Source organism: Bradyrhizobium mercantei (genome assembly GCF_001982635.1).
Taxonomy (GTDB): domain Bacteria; phylum Pseudomonadota; class Alphaproteobacteria; order Rhizobiales; family Xanthobacteraceae; genus Bradyrhizobium; species Bradyrhizobium mercantei.
In genome coordinates this window covers 862467-877099 of sequence record NZ_MKFI01000002.1, presented here as the reverse complement: position 1 = coordinate 877099, position 14633 = coordinate 862467, and the positions used below count along the sequence as shown (strand labels likewise).

The 14633-nt window shown below is 63.4% G+C and carries 16 protein-coding genes; 7 read left to right on the top strand and 9 right to left on the bottom strand.

All coding sequences use genetic code 11. The annotated features are described in order from the left end of the window. Positions 1 to 3: 3 nt before the first annotated feature. The 6 genes from BI327_RS11670 to BI327_RS11645 form a co-directional block, all read right to left on the bottom strand. Positions 4 to 579 carry a TetR/AcrR family transcriptional regulator gene (locus tag BI327_RS11670; RefSeq protein WP_076860369.1) on the bottom strand — a complete coding sequence of 192 codons (576 nt, stop codon included), beginning with the start codon at positions 577 to 579 and terminating at the stop codon, positions 4 to 6. Between the two features lie 72 nt (positions 580 to 651). Continuing rightward, complete coding sequence (locus BI327_RS11665; RefSeq protein ID WP_076860368.1) at positions 652 to 2118, bottom strand: amidase family protein; 1467 nt, start codon at positions 2116 to 2118, stop codon at positions 652 to 654. A gap of 583 nt (positions 2119 to 2701) precedes the next feature. Further along, entirely contained in the window at positions 2702 to 3019 is a 318-nt protein-coding gene (locus tag BI327_RS11660) for a DoxX family protein (RefSeq protein WP_076860367.1), read from the bottom strand. Between the two features lie 3 nt (positions 3020 to 3022). Then, positions 3023 to 3961: an NAD-dependent epimerase/dehydratase family protein gene (locus tag BI327_RS11655; RefSeq protein WP_083742031.1), complete on the bottom strand. Its 939-nt coding sequence runs from the start codon at positions 3959 to 3961 to the stop codon at positions 3023 to 3025. A 53-nt stretch (positions 3962 to 4014) separates the two neighbouring features. After that, positions 4015 to 4923: a LysR family transcriptional regulator gene (locus tag BI327_RS11650; protein WP_076860760.1), complete on the bottom strand. Its 909-nt coding sequence runs from the start codon at positions 4921 to 4923 to the stop codon at positions 4015 to 4017. Between the two features lie 119 nt (positions 4924 to 5042). Next, a complete protein-coding gene (locus BI327_RS11645; protein ID WP_076860366.1) occupies positions 5043 to 6596 on the bottom strand; it encodes a winged helix-turn-helix domain-containing protein in 1554 nt (517 codons plus the stop codon). Positions 6597 to 6759: 163 nt separating this feature from the next. Between BI327_RS11645 and BI327_RS11640 the strand changes: the two genes are divergently transcribed. Next, positions 6760 to 7800: an alpha/beta fold hydrolase gene (locus tag BI327_RS11640; RefSeq protein ID WP_076860365.1), complete on the top strand. Its 1041-nt coding sequence runs from the start codon at positions 6760 to 6762 to the stop codon at positions 7798 to 7800. A 493-nt stretch (positions 7801 to 8293) separates the two neighbouring features. Here the strand turns inward: BI327_RS11640 and BI327_RS11630 are convergent, their stop codons facing one another. Next, complete coding sequence (locus tag BI327_RS11630) at positions 8294 to 8473, bottom strand: DUF6471 domain-containing protein (protein WP_076860364.1); 180 nt, start codon at positions 8471 to 8473, stop codon at positions 8294 to 8296. Between the two features lie 130 nt (positions 8474 to 8603). Between BI327_RS11630 and BI327_RS11625 the strand changes: the two genes are divergently transcribed. The 3 genes from BI327_RS11625 to BI327_RS11615 all read left to right on the top strand — a co-directional run bounded on the left by BI327_RS11625 (position 8604) and on the right by BI327_RS11615 (position 10671). Continuing rightward, complete coding sequence (locus BI327_RS11625) at positions 8604 to 8972, top strand: ArsC family reductase (protein ID WP_089025440.1); 369 nt, start codon at positions 8604 to 8606, stop codon at positions 8970 to 8972. A gap of 134 nt (positions 8973 to 9106) precedes the next feature. Beyond that, complete coding sequence (locus BI327_RS11620; protein ID WP_449240134.1) at positions 9107 to 9739, top strand: TetR/AcrR family transcriptional regulator; 633 nt, start codon at positions 9107 to 9109, stop codon at positions 9737 to 9739. 71 nt (positions 9740 to 9810) lie between these two features. Next, positions 9811 to 10671 (top strand): DMT family transporter, encoded by an 861-nt coding sequence (locus BI327_RS11615; protein ID WP_076860362.1) that lies wholly within the window; start codon positions 9811 to 9813, stop codon positions 10669 to 10671. Positions 10672 to 10746: 75 nt separating this feature from the next. Here BI327_RS11615 and BI327_RS11610 read toward each other — a convergent pair whose 3' ends face one another. Further along, complete coding sequence (locus BI327_RS11610) at positions 10747 to 11364, bottom strand: hypothetical protein (RefSeq protein WP_076860361.1); 618 nt, start codon at positions 11362 to 11364, stop codon at positions 10747 to 10749. Positions 11365 to 11367: 3 nt separating this feature from the next. Beyond that, entirely contained in the window at positions 11368 to 11493 is a 126-nt protein-coding gene (locus tag BI327_RS43535; protein WP_283807778.1) for a hypothetical protein, read from the bottom strand. A 326-nt stretch (positions 11494 to 11819) separates the two neighbouring features. Here BI327_RS43535 and BI327_RS11605 point away from each other — a divergent pair, with 326 nt between their 5' ends. From BI327_RS11605 to BI327_RS11595, 3 genes are read left to right on the top strand one after another with little or no spacing between them, the layout of a single operon-like run. Next, the gene (locus tag BI327_RS11605) at positions 11820 to 12575 is read left to right on the top strand and encodes an ABC transporter ATP-binding protein (RefSeq protein ID WP_024581422.1); all 756 of its coding nucleotides are present in this window, start codon (positions 11820 to 11822) and stop codon (positions 12573 to 12575) included. Then, positions 12568 to 13311 carry an ABC transporter ATP-binding protein gene (locus BI327_RS11600; RefSeq protein WP_050419038.1) on the top strand — a complete coding sequence of 248 codons (744 nt, stop codon included), beginning with the start codon at positions 12568 to 12570 and terminating at the stop codon, positions 13309 to 13311. Before BI327_RS11605 ends, BI327_RS11600 begins: the two co-directional genes overlap by 8 nt. 43 nt (positions 13312 to 13354) lie before the next feature. Then, on the top strand, positions 13355 to 14575 hold the full coding sequence (locus BI327_RS11595; protein WP_076860360.1) for an ABC transporter substrate-binding protein: 1221 nt from the start codon (positions 13355 to 13357) through the stop codon (positions 14573 to 14575). Positions 14576 to 14633 lie beyond the last annotated feature (58 nt).

Here is a 14633-nt window from a genome sequence, read left to right as displayed (position 1 = left end):
AGGTCATGGAGTTCGCGCTAACTGCAATGCGGCCTCAACGCCGCCATCTAATATCTGCTGCGCTTCGTTAGCGTTGGGGACGGCCCGCGCAAACTGCAGGGTGCCCACCATGAGCCCGAAGATGGCCGTCGCGCGCCGGTGTTTTTCTACAGAATCTGTGCCGGGAAGTAGCGCGGCCAAAGTCGCAACGTAGCTTCGTAGCGCCTTCTCGTAGTCTTGCCTGATGGACAGGGGCTGGCGGGCGATTTCCGGAAGCAACGCCGCGGAGGGGCAACCGTCCGCAGGGGCTTCGAGGTGAGCGCGGTTCAGGTATCCACGAACTGCGCCTTCCAGGTCAAGGCCGTTGAGCTGATTTTCGTCAAGGCGGTGCTGCTGAGCGCTCAGTGCCAGTGCCAGCGCCTCGCGAACAAGCACCTCCTTGGACTGGAAGTGCGGAGAGAAGGCTCCTTTGGTCAGGCCGGCATCGCCCATGATCGCCGAAATTCCTGTCGCGGATATGCCGTCGCGGCGCATGCACTTCGATGCCACATCGACGATGTGCCGTCTCGTCGACAACTTGTGACCTTTCTCGAAACGCATCTTGTGCCAACTCCACCAATGTCACGCAGCGAGCATGATCTTTCGGAAAACCACATTTTTCCGGATCATGCTCTAGATCGCAGCCGGCTCGGTACCCAAAACGCCTTCGATCTTGCGAGCAAGGACCAAAAGCAATCGGTCGCTACCGACCGCGGCGTCAAGTTCAAGGCCAAGCGGCAGCCCAGCGCGAGAGCGGCCGACGGGAACACTGATACCCGGCAGCCCCACGCTGCTCGCCGACACGGTGTGGTTCGCCAAGGCGAGGTAGCTGACGTCTTGCCCCGCAATACGGACGGTCGCCTGCTCTTCGATCAAGGGCGCGGTGCATGGTGTGGTCGGTTGCAGAATGACCCGCGCTCCGTCAGCAACGAACGCCTTGTCGAGACGGCGCTGGATTTCAGGCCGGCTCACCTTGAGCGCAGTCTGATAGGCCTCTGCCGAGACAGCGCCTGCACCGCCCGGCAGGACGATGTGCCCCCATGCTTCCCGAAGTTGGGGCTTAAGCCCGTTGTAGATCGCCTCGAACGTGGTCGGAATGTCGTGACGACGAAGGAATTCCGAAATCGCGCCCATCGTCTCGTGCGCGAAGATGCCCCATGTGGCGGTTTGGATGAGGGCGTTGAAATCGTCACCAAGGTCGATCTCAACAACCTCGGCGCCGGCGTCCCGTAGCTGCCGAACCACCTCGCGGAAGCGGATCTCGACTTCGGAGTCCACCAGATCGAGGAATTGCCGGGGCGCGAAGGCCAGTCGAGCCCCCTTTAGATCGTTGCCGTCGCCGGAGAACTCGGCCGTTTGTTCACCCGTCACGACCTGATCCAGCAAAATGCAGTCCTCGACGCTTCGGGCGAATGCACCCGTCGTGTCGAGCGTATGGGAGATCGGAGCAACGCCGTTGCGCGGCCAACGCCCCGTGGTTGGTTTGAATCCCACGACCCCACAGAAGGATGCGGGCACCCGGATCGACCCGACGGTGTCACCGCCCAACGACGCGGGAACGAGGCTTGCGGCCACCGATGCGGCGGAGCCGCTCGAGGAGCCGCCCGAAACGCGGTCCCGTGCGTGCGGATTCTTGACTTGGCCGTAACGTGCGTTGTGACCGGTCAAGCCGTAAGACATCTCGACGAGGTTGTTCTTCCCGAAGACCAAGGCACCCGCACGCTTGACGGCGCGGACAGCGTCAGCATCTTCGCGCGGCACGAAGCGAGCGAGGCTATCGAGACCTAGGCTCGTAGGCAGCCCTTTCGTCAGATAACTGTCTTTCACCCCGAGCGGCACACCGAGTAGCTGAGCCGCCGACCCGGCGGCTCGTGCCTTGTCAGCGTCCCTCGCGGCCTCCAAGACGGCGGCTTCGTCGATGGTGATGAATGCGTTGAGTTCGGCAAGCGTTCGGGCCCGAAGCAGAAGCGCCGCAGTGTACGCTTCGGATGTGATGTGACCTTCACGAATGGCTGCCGCAGCCGCTGCCAGCCCCAGCGAGGAGGGGTCCAAGACTCCTCGCGGTTCGCCACGACCTGAAATGGTGCTGATGTCGTTCATGGGGGCCTCGCACAGAGCGTGTTTGCGGCATTCCGCAGCCGCTCAACAGCGGCTCAGCTCGATGCCATTACGATCATAATATTAAATTACGATCGTAATGCAATAAGGCCGCCTGCCTTTTCTGGACACATGAGCGTGAGGTGTTGACGGGGTGGTGAGCCGACGCTGCCAAACGAGCCACGCGGCGCGCCACGGGTGAATGACATTGCGAGGTCAGAGCGGCGTCAGTCCGGCACACCGGCCGCCTTGAGGGTTTCACGATAAGTCGCGGACATCGATTGCACCGGGAACGGAATCCGCCTCGGCCTGCGAACCGGAAACTACGTTCCGGTTCGGTCGAGCGGGACTATCTCGCCCGCACGACTTGGCTACGTCCGCGCGATCGACAGCTGCCAGGCCACCAAGGCCTGGGTGGCGAGATTACCGGGATTGTAGTGCTCGGCTCAGTCCGGCTGTGGCTCTGCGCTTGCAAGGAAGATCCGGGCGACCCGACGGTTTGGCGCCCAAGGGGACTCGTCTTCCTTCGGCATACCAAGCCAAGCAGATCGGCATCTTCGCCAAGTGCACGGAAGCCACCGATCTTTCAGGAAATCCGACACGCCATCAGGAGCAAGGCAGCAAAGCAACCGATCGGCGCGAGATGGGAAAACTCCCGATGTCGCAGGATGGTCAAAGCTGCCGCCGCGAGAATGATGGCGCAGAGGACCAAGCCTGCTGTACGGGTTGCCGGGACAGCGACCAGGATTGCGGCCGATATTTCCAATCCGCCGGTGACTCGGCACCACCACGCAGGATACCCCCATCGAACAAAGTTGCTGCGCGTCGCCGATGTCGCGATCGCATTGAACAGACCTGCACTGGCGAAGGCAACGGCAAGCAGCCTGAGGAATATCATGTGCATGGCTTAAGCGACCGCCAACGCATAAGCGCGCAACTTGTCGATGATCGATGCCCGCGAGGGATTCCAGCCGAGTTCGCGCTTCGCCTTCTCGCCCGAGATGATCTGATCGGAGGCGATCGCATCGGCGAAGCCCCAGAGGACCTTGCGCGCTTCGTCGAGCGGCCATGCCGCCACTCGGCCGCCGGCACCGCCCAACTCGCTCGCTGCGCGGGCGATCTCGACGAGCCGCGGCGCCGAACCGTGCGCGCCATTGAAGACGGATCCCGCCGGTGCCCGTTCGAGCGCGAGCGCATAGAGATCGGCCAGGTCGTCGGCATGCACGGTCGACCAGCGATTTTGACCGTCACCGACATGAAGCGCCGCACCATGTTCCCTGGCCGCTGCGACCATCATCATCGCGGCGCCGCCCCAGTTGCCGTAGACCCAGGCAGGGCGGATAACGACCGGATGGACGCCCTCGGCTCCGGCCGCGAGGATCTCGCGTTCCAGCGCCTGGCGCCAGCGGACCATCTCGATTGGGTTCAGTGGAGTGTCCTCGGTCGCTGGCGTGTCGCCCGTGGAGCCGTAGACCAGGCTGCCACTTGTATAGATGAAGCGCTGACCCGTTCCGCGTTGGGCTTGAAGGATTGCACGCGTCGCAATCTCATCGAGAGACGCGGCATTCTGGTCGTTGGGCGAAGCGGCATGGACGACGGCGTCCACGCCCCGCACCGCCGAGGCCAGGCTCACAGGGTCGGCAAGCTCGCCTTTTTCCACCACGAAGCCTCGGTCGAGCAGCTTGGCCGCGCTCGCTTCCGACCGGGCGAGCCCCACGATGTCATGACCGTCCTCTTTCAATCGATGCGCGACCGCACCGCCGATCAATCCCGTCGCGCCCGTTACCAAAACTCGCATGTCGATCACCTCTTCAATGTCGGTGAATCCAACAAAGCGGAACGACAATGCGGATGGAAATCGCGAGTCCTGATGTGGCGCTATCGATCGCGCCGATGGCGTCAAGCGGAGGCGGCTACTTTGGTGATGATGCCGCGCAGCCAGGCGATCGCCCCATGCGTATCGGCCCGCCGGTGCCACATCAAATGGAGCGGCCAGGTGGGCAGTTCGAGCGGCGGGTCATACATCATTATTCCAGCTCCGGTATCAGCGAACCTTCGTGCGACCCGGGAGGCCAGCGTCGCGACGAGGTCGGTTCCGGCGATCACGAAGGGCGCCGCCAGAAACTGCGGCAGGCTCAGCACGACGCGCCGTTCGAGGCCGAGTTCGGCAAGCCTCAGATCGACGATCCCGGAGCGGTCGCCTTCGGGAGAAACCAGAAGGTGCGGCGCCGCCGCGAAAGCCTTCAGGCTTGGACCCCCTGCGAACGCCGGATGTCCCTCCCGCACGACGCAGGCGAAACTCTCAAGAAACAGCGGGCTGCTGATAATGCGCGCCGATGTCTCGACGGGGAAACCGATCGCGAGGTTCGCCTCGCCGCTGTCGAGCAGCGTGATAGCTTCGTCTCGCCCGAACATCCCGCAGACGCGCACGTTGATATGCGGGGCATCGACGCTGAGGCGGGCCATGAGCGGCGGCAACAACACGAACGCCGCATAGTCGGTCATCGCGAGCGTCACGGTATTGTCGGCCGTCGCGGGGTCGAAGCTATCGGACTGTAGCGCGCTCCGGAGAAGCCGGAGCGCATCCGAGACGGGACCAGCGAGGTCATGGGCGCGGGGCGTCGGCTGCATGCCTGAAGGCGTTCGCACGAAGAGCTCGTCCCCAAGAAGCTCTCGCAAGCGCGTGAGTGCTCCGCTCATCGCCGACTGGCTGAGGCCGATCCGCGATCCGGCGCGCGTCACGTGACGCTCCGCGTACAACGCATCAAAGGCCTTCATCAAGTTGAGGTCGAAGCCGGCTATATCCATGTGGCCGATCATAAGCGGATGCGCTCAACGGGGATAGCGGCCAAGCGTCAAGCGCACACCCCACGACGGCCCCGGTCGAATGACGTCGCGACGTCAGAGAGCCGTCAGAGAGAGCGGCCTCAGTCCGGGACGCCGGCCGCCCTCAGCGTTTCGCGATAGGTCGCCGACATCGCTTCCACCGGGAACGGAATCCGCGACAGGAATCCGGAGATCGAAAACTCCGGATCGACCTTGAGCAATTCGCGCGCGATCTGGGTCGCGCGGGCGGTCTCGCCGGTTTTCACCAGCGCGACGATCAGGACGCGCAGGGCGACTGCGAAGCGGCGGTTCTGCGCCAGCGCCTTGTCGGCCCAAATCACCGCTTCGGCAAAGTTTCCGTCGAGCACCGCGCAGATCGCGAGTGCTGCGGAGGCGAACCAGCCGCGCGGGTCGCGCGGGTTGAGCCGCTGCGCGCGCTCGATCATGGTCCGGCCGGCCTGTTGGTTGCCGCGCATCGCCTCGATCCAGCCGCAGAGCACGAGCGCCATCGCCGAGTTCGGATTGATCGCGAGCGAGCGCTCGAACAAGTCGCGCGCCGGCTCGATCTCGTCGGCCATGTTCCAGATCGCGAACGCCGCCATCCACAGCACCTGCGGATCACCGGGCGTAAGCTCCACCGCGCGCCAGGCCTGCGCGACCGCGCGCTCCCGGTAGGCGTCATCAGGCTTCAGCCAGCCCTGGACATGGCGCATCGCATGGCAATAGGCCGACGCGGCAAGGGCGGGCGCATAGGAGGGGTCGAGCGTCAGCGCCTGGTCGAGGCAATCGAGCGCGGCTTCCATGCTCTCGGGCGTGAACTCGTAGCGCAGGCTGTAGGCGCGCAGCAGCAGGTCGTAGGCGTCGAGCTTGTCGGGTGGCGCGGCCCGCACCCGCTCGGCCTCGGCGACCAGCATCGTCGGCTCGATCGCGCCGACCACATTCTCGGTGATGCGGTCCTGCAGGTCGAACACATCGGTCGCCGCGCCATCGAACCGGTCGGCCCACAGATGCGCTCCGGAGACGGCGTCGATCAACTGTCCGGTGATGCGCAGGCGATCGCCGCCGCGGCGGACGCTGCCCTCGAGCACGTAGCCGACGCCGAGATCGCGCCCGACCTGGCGGATATCGACCGCCTTGCCCTTGTAGGTGAAGGCGGAGTTGCGCGCGATCACGGTGAGGCGGCTGCAACGCGCCAGCGCGGTGGTGATGTCCTCGGCGATCCCGTCGGCGAAATAGTCCTGCTCGGGATCGCCGCTCATATTGGTGAAGGGCAGCACGGCGATCGACGGGCCCTCGCTCGGCCGTGGCGGGGTGGCGTTATCGGCAACCGGACGAGCGGGCGCGGTGTCCTCCCTGACATCGCCGACAAAGCGGAGACCTTTGCGGGGCAGGGTGCGGATCAATCGCTGCTCCTCGCCATTGTCGCCGATCGCGGTCCGCGCGGCGTTGACCCGGCTGCTCAGCGTCGCCTCCGAAACGATCCGCCCGTGCCAGACGGCCGCCAGCACCTCGTCGCGGCTGACCACCCGATCGCGGGCGCGGATCAGGAATTCGAGGAGGTCGAAGACCTGCGGCTCGACGGCCACCAGGGAGTTGCCGCGGCGCAGCTCCCGGCGCTCGGAATCGAGGGTCAAGTCGTTGAAATGGTAGGTCAAATCGAAGAGTCCGGCGGCCGGCGGCTGAGTCCGCGGCGGAACCTAGCACAGGCCGGGCGGAGCCAAAATCACGACGGTCTGAAGGACAAATCCATGTCCTCTCAAAGCGGACGGGTTCGGTCTCTGCAATATTGATTTCGACACCAGACGTCAGGAGATCGCCATGTCCGAGACCTTCAATCAGCAACGCCGCCGCTTCCTTGGCATCGCCGGCGGGATCCTCGCCGCTTCCCGATTTGGCTTGATTGGATCGGCCAGCGCGCAGACCAAGCCGGCGCTACCGGCGGTCAAGACTGGCGGCCACACCACGATCGGTCCGGTCAAGCAGATCAATGCCGGCGTGCTCGATACCGGTTATGTCGAGATGGGACCGGCCACCGGTCCCGCCGTCATCCTGCTGCACGGCTGGCCCTACGATATCCACAGTTATGCCGACGTCGCGCCGGCGCTGGCGGAAGCCGGCTACCGCGTGATCGTGCCGCATCTGCGCGGCTACGGCACCACGCGCTTCCTCTCCTCAGATACCAAGCGCAGCGGCCAGCCGGTCGCGGTCGCCGCCGACATCATCGCCCTGATGGACGCGCTGAAGATCGAGAAGGCGGTGCTCGGCGGCTACGACTGGGGTGCGCGCACCGCCAACATCATGGCGGTGCTCTGGCCCGAGCGCTGCAAGGCCATGGTGTCGGTCAGCGGCTACCTGATCGGCAGCCAGGCGGCCGGCAAGCTGCCGCTGCCGCCGAAGGCCGAACTGCAATGGTGGTACCAGTTCTATTTCGCGACCGAGCGCGGCCGCGAGGGCTATGCCAAGAACCGGCACGACTTCAACAAGCTGATCTGGCAGCTCGCCTCGCCGCAGTGGAAGTTCGACGACGCCACCTATGACCGCAGCGCTGGTGCCTTCGAGAACCCCGACCACGTCGATATCGTGATCCACAATTACCGCTGGCGGCTTGGCATCGCCGAGGGCGAAGCCAAGTACGACGCGTTCGAGAAGACGCTCGCGCAGGCCCCCGGCATCGCGATTCCGACCATCACGATGGAGGGCGACGCCAACGGCGCGCCGCATCCGGAGCCCGCCGCTTATGCCAAGAAGTTCTCCGGGCATTATGAGCATCGCCAGCTCCCCGGCGGCATCGGCCACAATCTGCCACAGGAGGCGCCGCAGGCCTTCGTCCAGGCCATCATCGACGTCAGCAAGGTCTGAGGACGCGGTATTATGGCGCAAACGCCACAAGCCGGAGAGGCCGCCAACTGAGGCGGCCTTTTCCTTGCTTCATTGCAGTAATAGCCAAGTCATGCTCGCGATGAGGGCGGCGAAAGACACAGCCGCAGTGCAGACAAATGCGACCTCAACCCCGTCCAAATCACGGTGATCCATCTGCATGGCGAGGCCTCCTTAGATCGGTGCGCGCGGGCTCGCGGACAGAAGCCACTCCGTCAAATTGGCAGTGGTTTCGTCGTGCCTCGCTCGTCTCAGTAGCGTCTCGCGCTCTCGACCCGGGGGGAGTGCCTTAGCCCGTCTGCGTAGCCGTTCGGCTTCTTCGGTAAGGCGTTCTTCAAGTGGGAATATCTGCTTAACTCGTCGCCGCCGCTTCATGGCTCCTCTCTCCAAAGCTGACGTTGCCTGCCCAAAAATCATAACGCGCAGCAAAGAAAAAGTTCCGGCTCTACGACGTTAAGCGGATGGCTTGAAGAGCCTAAATCTCCTCCAAAATCTCCTGTTCAAGCTCTAATGCTGCAATGCATGCAAGAAGGAAGATCGCCGTAAACGATCCTCGCTTGAGCTTCATGGTGATCCCGGCTTCGGTCTCGTCTTTCAGGCCGTGCTTCTTCAGCCGCTTCACCAGGTCGGCGTAGGTCACATAGGCATTCTTCATCTTGTGGCGTTTGCGCCATAATGCCGTAACGACGCGCGCGAAATCGGTGTGGAGACCGGCTCCTCCCGATCTGGCGCGGGGATTGCCGCGCGGCTAGTTTCCCCGCGGCAATCGCATGCGGGGACCAGCTTTGACCATCACCATCTACGGCATCAAGAACTGCGACACCATGAAGAAGGCGCGCGCCTGGCTCGACGACCATGGCGTTGTCTACGACTTCCACGACTACAAGACCGCTGGCATCGCCAAGGACAAGCTCAAGCAGTGGAGCGACGAGGTCGGCTGGGAGACGCTGCTCAACCGTGCCGGCACCACCTTCAAGAAGCTGCCCGATGCCGACAAGGAAGGCCTGAACGAGCGCAAGGCGCTGGCGCTGATGGCCGAGCAGCCCTCGATGATCAAGCGTCCGGTGCTCGACCTCGGGCCGAAGCGCGTCGTCGGCTTCAAGCCGGATATCTACGCCAAGGAAGTGCCGGCGAAGGCGCGCAAGAAGGGCTGATGCGTACGGCGCGAGCTAGCGCATACTCATGAGCGCCAGCGGTCCGATGTCCGCTTCCGCAGAATAAGCTGATATCGCGATCCACGTGAAATCGGTCGAAATGGCCAATAGCGGCCGCTTGATTTAAAGACCGGTTGGTCTATATTTCTTTGATGAGCAACCGAACCTCTGTGCCGTTGCCCCGCGGTCGCCCGCGGAGTTTTGATGAGGACGCTGCCGTCGAGCGCGCGATGGGGGTGTTCTGGTCGCGCGGCTATCATGCCACGGCGCTGCCGGACCTTCTTCGTGCGACGAAGCTCTCGCGTGGCAGCCTTTACGCTGCTTTCGGCGACAAGCACTCGCTCTTCCTGCGCGCGCTCGATCGTTACATCGACGATGCCGTGACACGGTTGAATATCGAGCTTGACCCTCGCAAGGACCCCGTAGATGGCTTGCGGGCCTACCTTGCTGGGTATGTTAACCGCACGAGCGGTGCCCATGGTCGACGCGGATGTCTGGTGATCGCCACAGCCATGGAACTGGCCGGGCGTGACGCTGACGTCAATCGTCGCATCGCGAGCTTCTTCAAAGTCATGGAGGCGCGGGTGGCGGATGCACTTTCCCGTGCGAAGGCAGCGGGCAAGTTAGCCGATGGTGTCGACCCCGCAAATGCTGCCCGCATTCTCGTCTGTTTCGTTGAGGGGCTGCGAGTAATCAGCAAAACGGCGTCCTCGGGAGCCATAACGCACGCCGCCGCCGACGCTCTGCTCGATCGTTTCATCAGGTAACCAAGTCCAGAGCCCGTTCTCGCAATCGGCTCGTCAATATCTGGACCGATCGGTCGTTAAAGGAGAATACGATGTCTGCGATCCAGATGGTTTGCGCGGTGGCCGTTCCCTTGCTCTGGGGATATCAGTTCGTGGTCATCAAAATGGGCGTTACGGAGTTTCCGCCGTTCTTTTTCCTGGCGCTGCGTTTCCTGGCCACTGCGCTCCTGCTTATTCCGTTCGTCAAAAAGCCCACGCGAGAACAGTTGCGTCCGATCGCAGCTATCTCGTTTTTTCTCGGTGGGTTGAACTTCGGGCTCTTCTACGTCGGTCTTGGGCTCGGCTCGGGAAGCATGACGGCTGTTGCATATCTACTCTCCACGCCCTTCACGGTCCTGTTGGCGTGGCCGCTGCTGGCGGAGAGGCCGTCTCTCACCACTCTCTCCGGGGTGGCGCTTGCATTCGCCGGCGTCTTTGTGTTGAGGGCGGAGCCCGGCCTGTCTGCAAACGGATTGCCACTGCTGCTGGTGGTCGGAGCTGCGTTCGCATTCGCGGTATCCAACGTCCTGACGAAACGCTACGGCCCTTTTGACCCCTTGATGTTGATGGGTTGGTCGTCGCTGTTCACGGTGCCGCAGGTCATGTTGATGTCGTTGCTCCTTGAATATGGACAACTGGCGAGCCTCGTTGCTGCGGATGAATGGGGGTGGCTGGCACTCGCCTACACAATTTTCATCGGAGGAATTGTCGGATTTGGCCTTTGGTTCTGGCTGATCGCTCGCTGCTCCATGGGGCGCGTCGCCCCCTACGGTCTGCTCCTGCCTGTGTTCGCCTTAATGTCGAGCGCATTGTTCCTTGGCGAGCCGATGACTCCGAAGTTGATTGTTGGTGCGCTGCTGGCGATCTCTGGTGTCGCCTTGACACAGTTTAGACCGAGCGCTCGAACGGCTTGAATGCGAAAGCTGCGTCGTGGCGAATTTCCGCTCCGGTTTTCGGGGGTAGAGCCGGCGGATGTATGAGTACGCGCCCTAGATCAACTCGACCGCATCCTGGCTTGCCGCACGATCCGCCGGCACGAACCTGCGGTCGATCACCGCGCGGACGGTGACGACCGGGACGGCCTTCGCCTTCACGCCCATCAGATTGTGCAGCCGGAAGCCGCCGTCGATGCTGATCGCCTTGTAGGAGCCGATGATGTGTTCGACACGATCGCCACATCCGAACGGCAGCAGCAGCCGCTCATAGGAGACGTCCTTGCCGTCGGCGTCCGCGACCTCCGCAACCGTGTAGGTCGGACGCTTGCGCGTCAGGCAGGCCCGATAGGACCGGATCACGCCGGCATAACGCTCCGGGCCGATCGCGTCGTCGAGATAGCGGTTGGTGCGCAGCCGCGGATCGACATGCTCGTTGCCATAGGCGCTCGTCAGCCGCGCGCCTTCCTGCGTGATCAGGAAGCGCGCGTCGTCGCCGCTGCCCACCACGTCAAAGCCCATCATGTCGGCGCGCTCGTCGGCGCTGCCCTCGGTGTGGAAGTCGCAGAGCAGGGGAAGCGTGTCCGGCGTGCGCAGTGCGCGCAGCCAGGCGTTCAGCAGCACCCGCTGCGTGATCGATTTGACCACCGATGGATCGGCGCTCTTGAATGGCATCGGCTAGCCGAAGCGCGGGATGGTTTGGCTGCGGGCATAAAGCCGCAGCCACGTGTTCAGGATGTCACGTTGCCGGATCGATTTGACGACCGAGGAATTGGCGCTCTCGAAATGCAAGGCTCTAGCCATTCATCATGCAATGGCCGGAGCTTCGGCGAGAGGCGGAAATATTCTATGAAAGGGAGTGACCGGAGCAAAACAGCCTTAATGGCGACTTTCCGAGGCGCAAAGCCCGCCCGAACGCCATTCGACTAAGGATCAACCGGAACCAGTCGCGACGATATCGCACTGCACAGCTTTGCACCTTGCGTAACCGCCGCAGATGACGGCATATTCCGGCCCGGAGGCGACAGGCCCCGGACGGTTTCCAAGACGTACGGACAACCTGTCGGACACGATAAAAGCAGGCCACGCGGGCGAGGGGCTTCGCGGCGATGGCGTATGGGGGAATCTATTTGGCCGATGAGTTCATCCTCGAAACCAGCGGATTGACCAAGGAATTCGCGGGTTTCTTCGCCGTTCGCGACGTCGCGCTGAAGGTGCGTCGCGGCAGTATCCATGCGTTGATCGGGCCGAACGGCGCCGGCAAGACGACCTGTTTCAATCTGCTGACCAAATTCCTGAAGCCGACGGGCGGGCAGATTCGCTACAAGGGCCAGGACATCACCGCGATGCCGCCGGCCGACGTGGCGCGGCTCGGGCTGGTCCGTTCGTTCCAGATTTCGGCGGTATTTCCGCATCTCACCGCGCTCGAAAACGTGCGCGTGGCGCTGCAGCGCCAGCACGGTTCGTCGTTCGATTTCTGGCGCTCCAAGACCGTGCTCGACCGCTTCAATCCGCGCGCGCATGAACTGCTGAACGACGTCGGCCTGAGCGAATTCGCCAATACGCCGGCGGTCGAGATGCCGTATGGCCGCAAGCGCGCACTTGAAATTGCAACGACGCTCGCGCTCGACCCCGAGATGATGCTGCTCGACGAACCGATGGCCGGCATGGGCCACGAGGACATCGACAAGATCGCGGCGCTGATCAAGCGGATCTCGGCCAAATACACCATCCTGATGGTCGAGCATAACCTCTCGGTGGTGGCCAACCTCTCCGACATCATCACCGTGCTGACGCGCGGGCAGGTGCTGGCGGAGGGCAATTACGCCGACCTCTCCAAGGACGAGCGCGTGAAGGAAGCCTATCTGGGAGCGGGTCATGGCTGAGGCAAAACTGGCGGAGAGGCCCGTGGCTGCGGCCGGTGCCGAGGTGCTGACGGTCAACGATCTGCAGGCCTGGTACGGCGAATCGCACATTCTTCACGGCATCAATTTCAACGTCAGGGCCGGCGAGGTGGTGACGCTGCTCGGCCGCAACGGCGCCGGCAAGACCACGACGCTGAAGTCGATCATGGGCGTGATCGGCAAGCGCTCCGGCTCGATCCGCTTCGACAACAAGGAGATCATCCGCGCCACCTCCGACCGCATCGCGCGGCTCGGCATCGCATTCTGCCCCGAGGAGCGCGGCATCTTCTCGAGCCTCGACGTGCGCGAGAATCTGTTGCTGCCGCCGGTGGTGCGCCCGGGCGGCCTGCCGCTCGACCAGATCTTCACGCTGTTTCCCAACCTGAAGGAGCGGCTCACCAGCCAGGGTACCAAGCTCTCGGGCGGCGAGCAGCAGATGCTGGCGATCGCGCGCATCCTGCGCACCGGCGCGCGCTTCCTGATGCTGGACGAGCCGACCGAAGGGTTGGCGCCGGTCATCATTCAGCAGATCGGGCACACCATTGCGCGCCTGAAGTCGCAGGGCTTCACCATCCTGTTGGTCGAGCAGAATTTCCGCTTCGCCTCGACGGTTGCCGACCGCTACTACATCGTCGAGCACGGCAAGGTGATCGACGGCTTCGCGAACTCCGAGCTGTCGGCCAACATGGACAAGCTTCATACCTATCTCGGCGTCTGACATCGCCCGAGCCAGAAAATTTAAAGACTGAGGGAATACGCACATGAAGAACACGATTTCAGCGCTTCTGCTCGGCACCGCGCTGGCGCTCAGCGTCGCCAGCATTGCCTCCGCCGACGACAAGGTCGTCAAGATCGGCGTGTTGTCGGACCAGTCCGGCCTCTACGCGGACCTCGCCGGTCCCGGCTCGACGCTGGCGGCGCAGATGGCGATCGAGGACTCCGGCCTCAAGGCCAAGGGCTGGACCATCGACCTGATCTCCGGCGATCACCAGAACAAGCCCGATATCGGCACCACCATCGCCCGCCAGTGGTTCGACGTCGACAAGGTCGACACCGTGGTCGACGTGCCGAATTCCGGCGTCGCGCTCGCGGTCAACAACGTCGTCAAGGAAAAGAACGGCGTCTACATCAATTCGGGTGCCGCGACCTCGGACCTCACCAACGCGCAGTGCTCGCCGAACACGGTGCACTGGACCTACGACACCTACATGCTGGCGCACGCCACCGGCCAGGCGCTGGTGAAGGCGGGCGGAGACACCTGGTTCTTCCTGACCGCGGACTACGCGTTCGGCGCGGCGCTGGAGCGTGACACCACCGCGGTTGTCGTCGCCAACGGCGGCAAGGTGGTCGGCGGCGTCAAGCATCCACTCAACACCGCTGACTTCTCCTCGTTCCTGCTGCAGGCGCAGGCCTCCAAGGCCAAGATCATCGGTCTCGCCAATGCCGGCGGCGACACCACCAACTCGATCAAGCAGGCGGCCGAGTTCGGCATCGTCAAGGGCGGCCAGAAGCTCGCCGCGCTCCTGCTGTTCCTCACCGACGTCAAGGCGATCGGGCTCGAGACCGCGCAGGGCCTCAACTTCACCGAGACGTTCTACTGGGACCTCAACGACAACACCCGCGCGTTCTCCAAACGCTTCTCGGCGCGGATGAAGAACAGCGCGCCGCCGACCATGGTGCAGGCCGGCGTCTATGCGGGCCTGATGCATTACTTCAAGGCGCTGGAAGCGCTCGGCGGCAATCCGCATGACGGCGCCAAGGTGGTCGCGAAGATGAAGACGATCCCGACCGACGATCCGCTGTTCGGCAAGGGCGAGATCGAGGCCAACGGCCGCGTCACCCACGACGCCTATCTGTTCGAGGTGAAGAAGCCCTCGGAGTCCAAGGGGCCGTGGGACTTCTACAAGCTGGTCGGCACCGTGCCGGGCAACCAGGCCTTCACGCCGCTCGACAAGAGCACCTGTGCGCTTCTGAAGAAGTGACGGTCATGCCCGCCGGCCATGCGCGTGGCCGGCGGGCTTCATCTATCTAGCGAAAGCT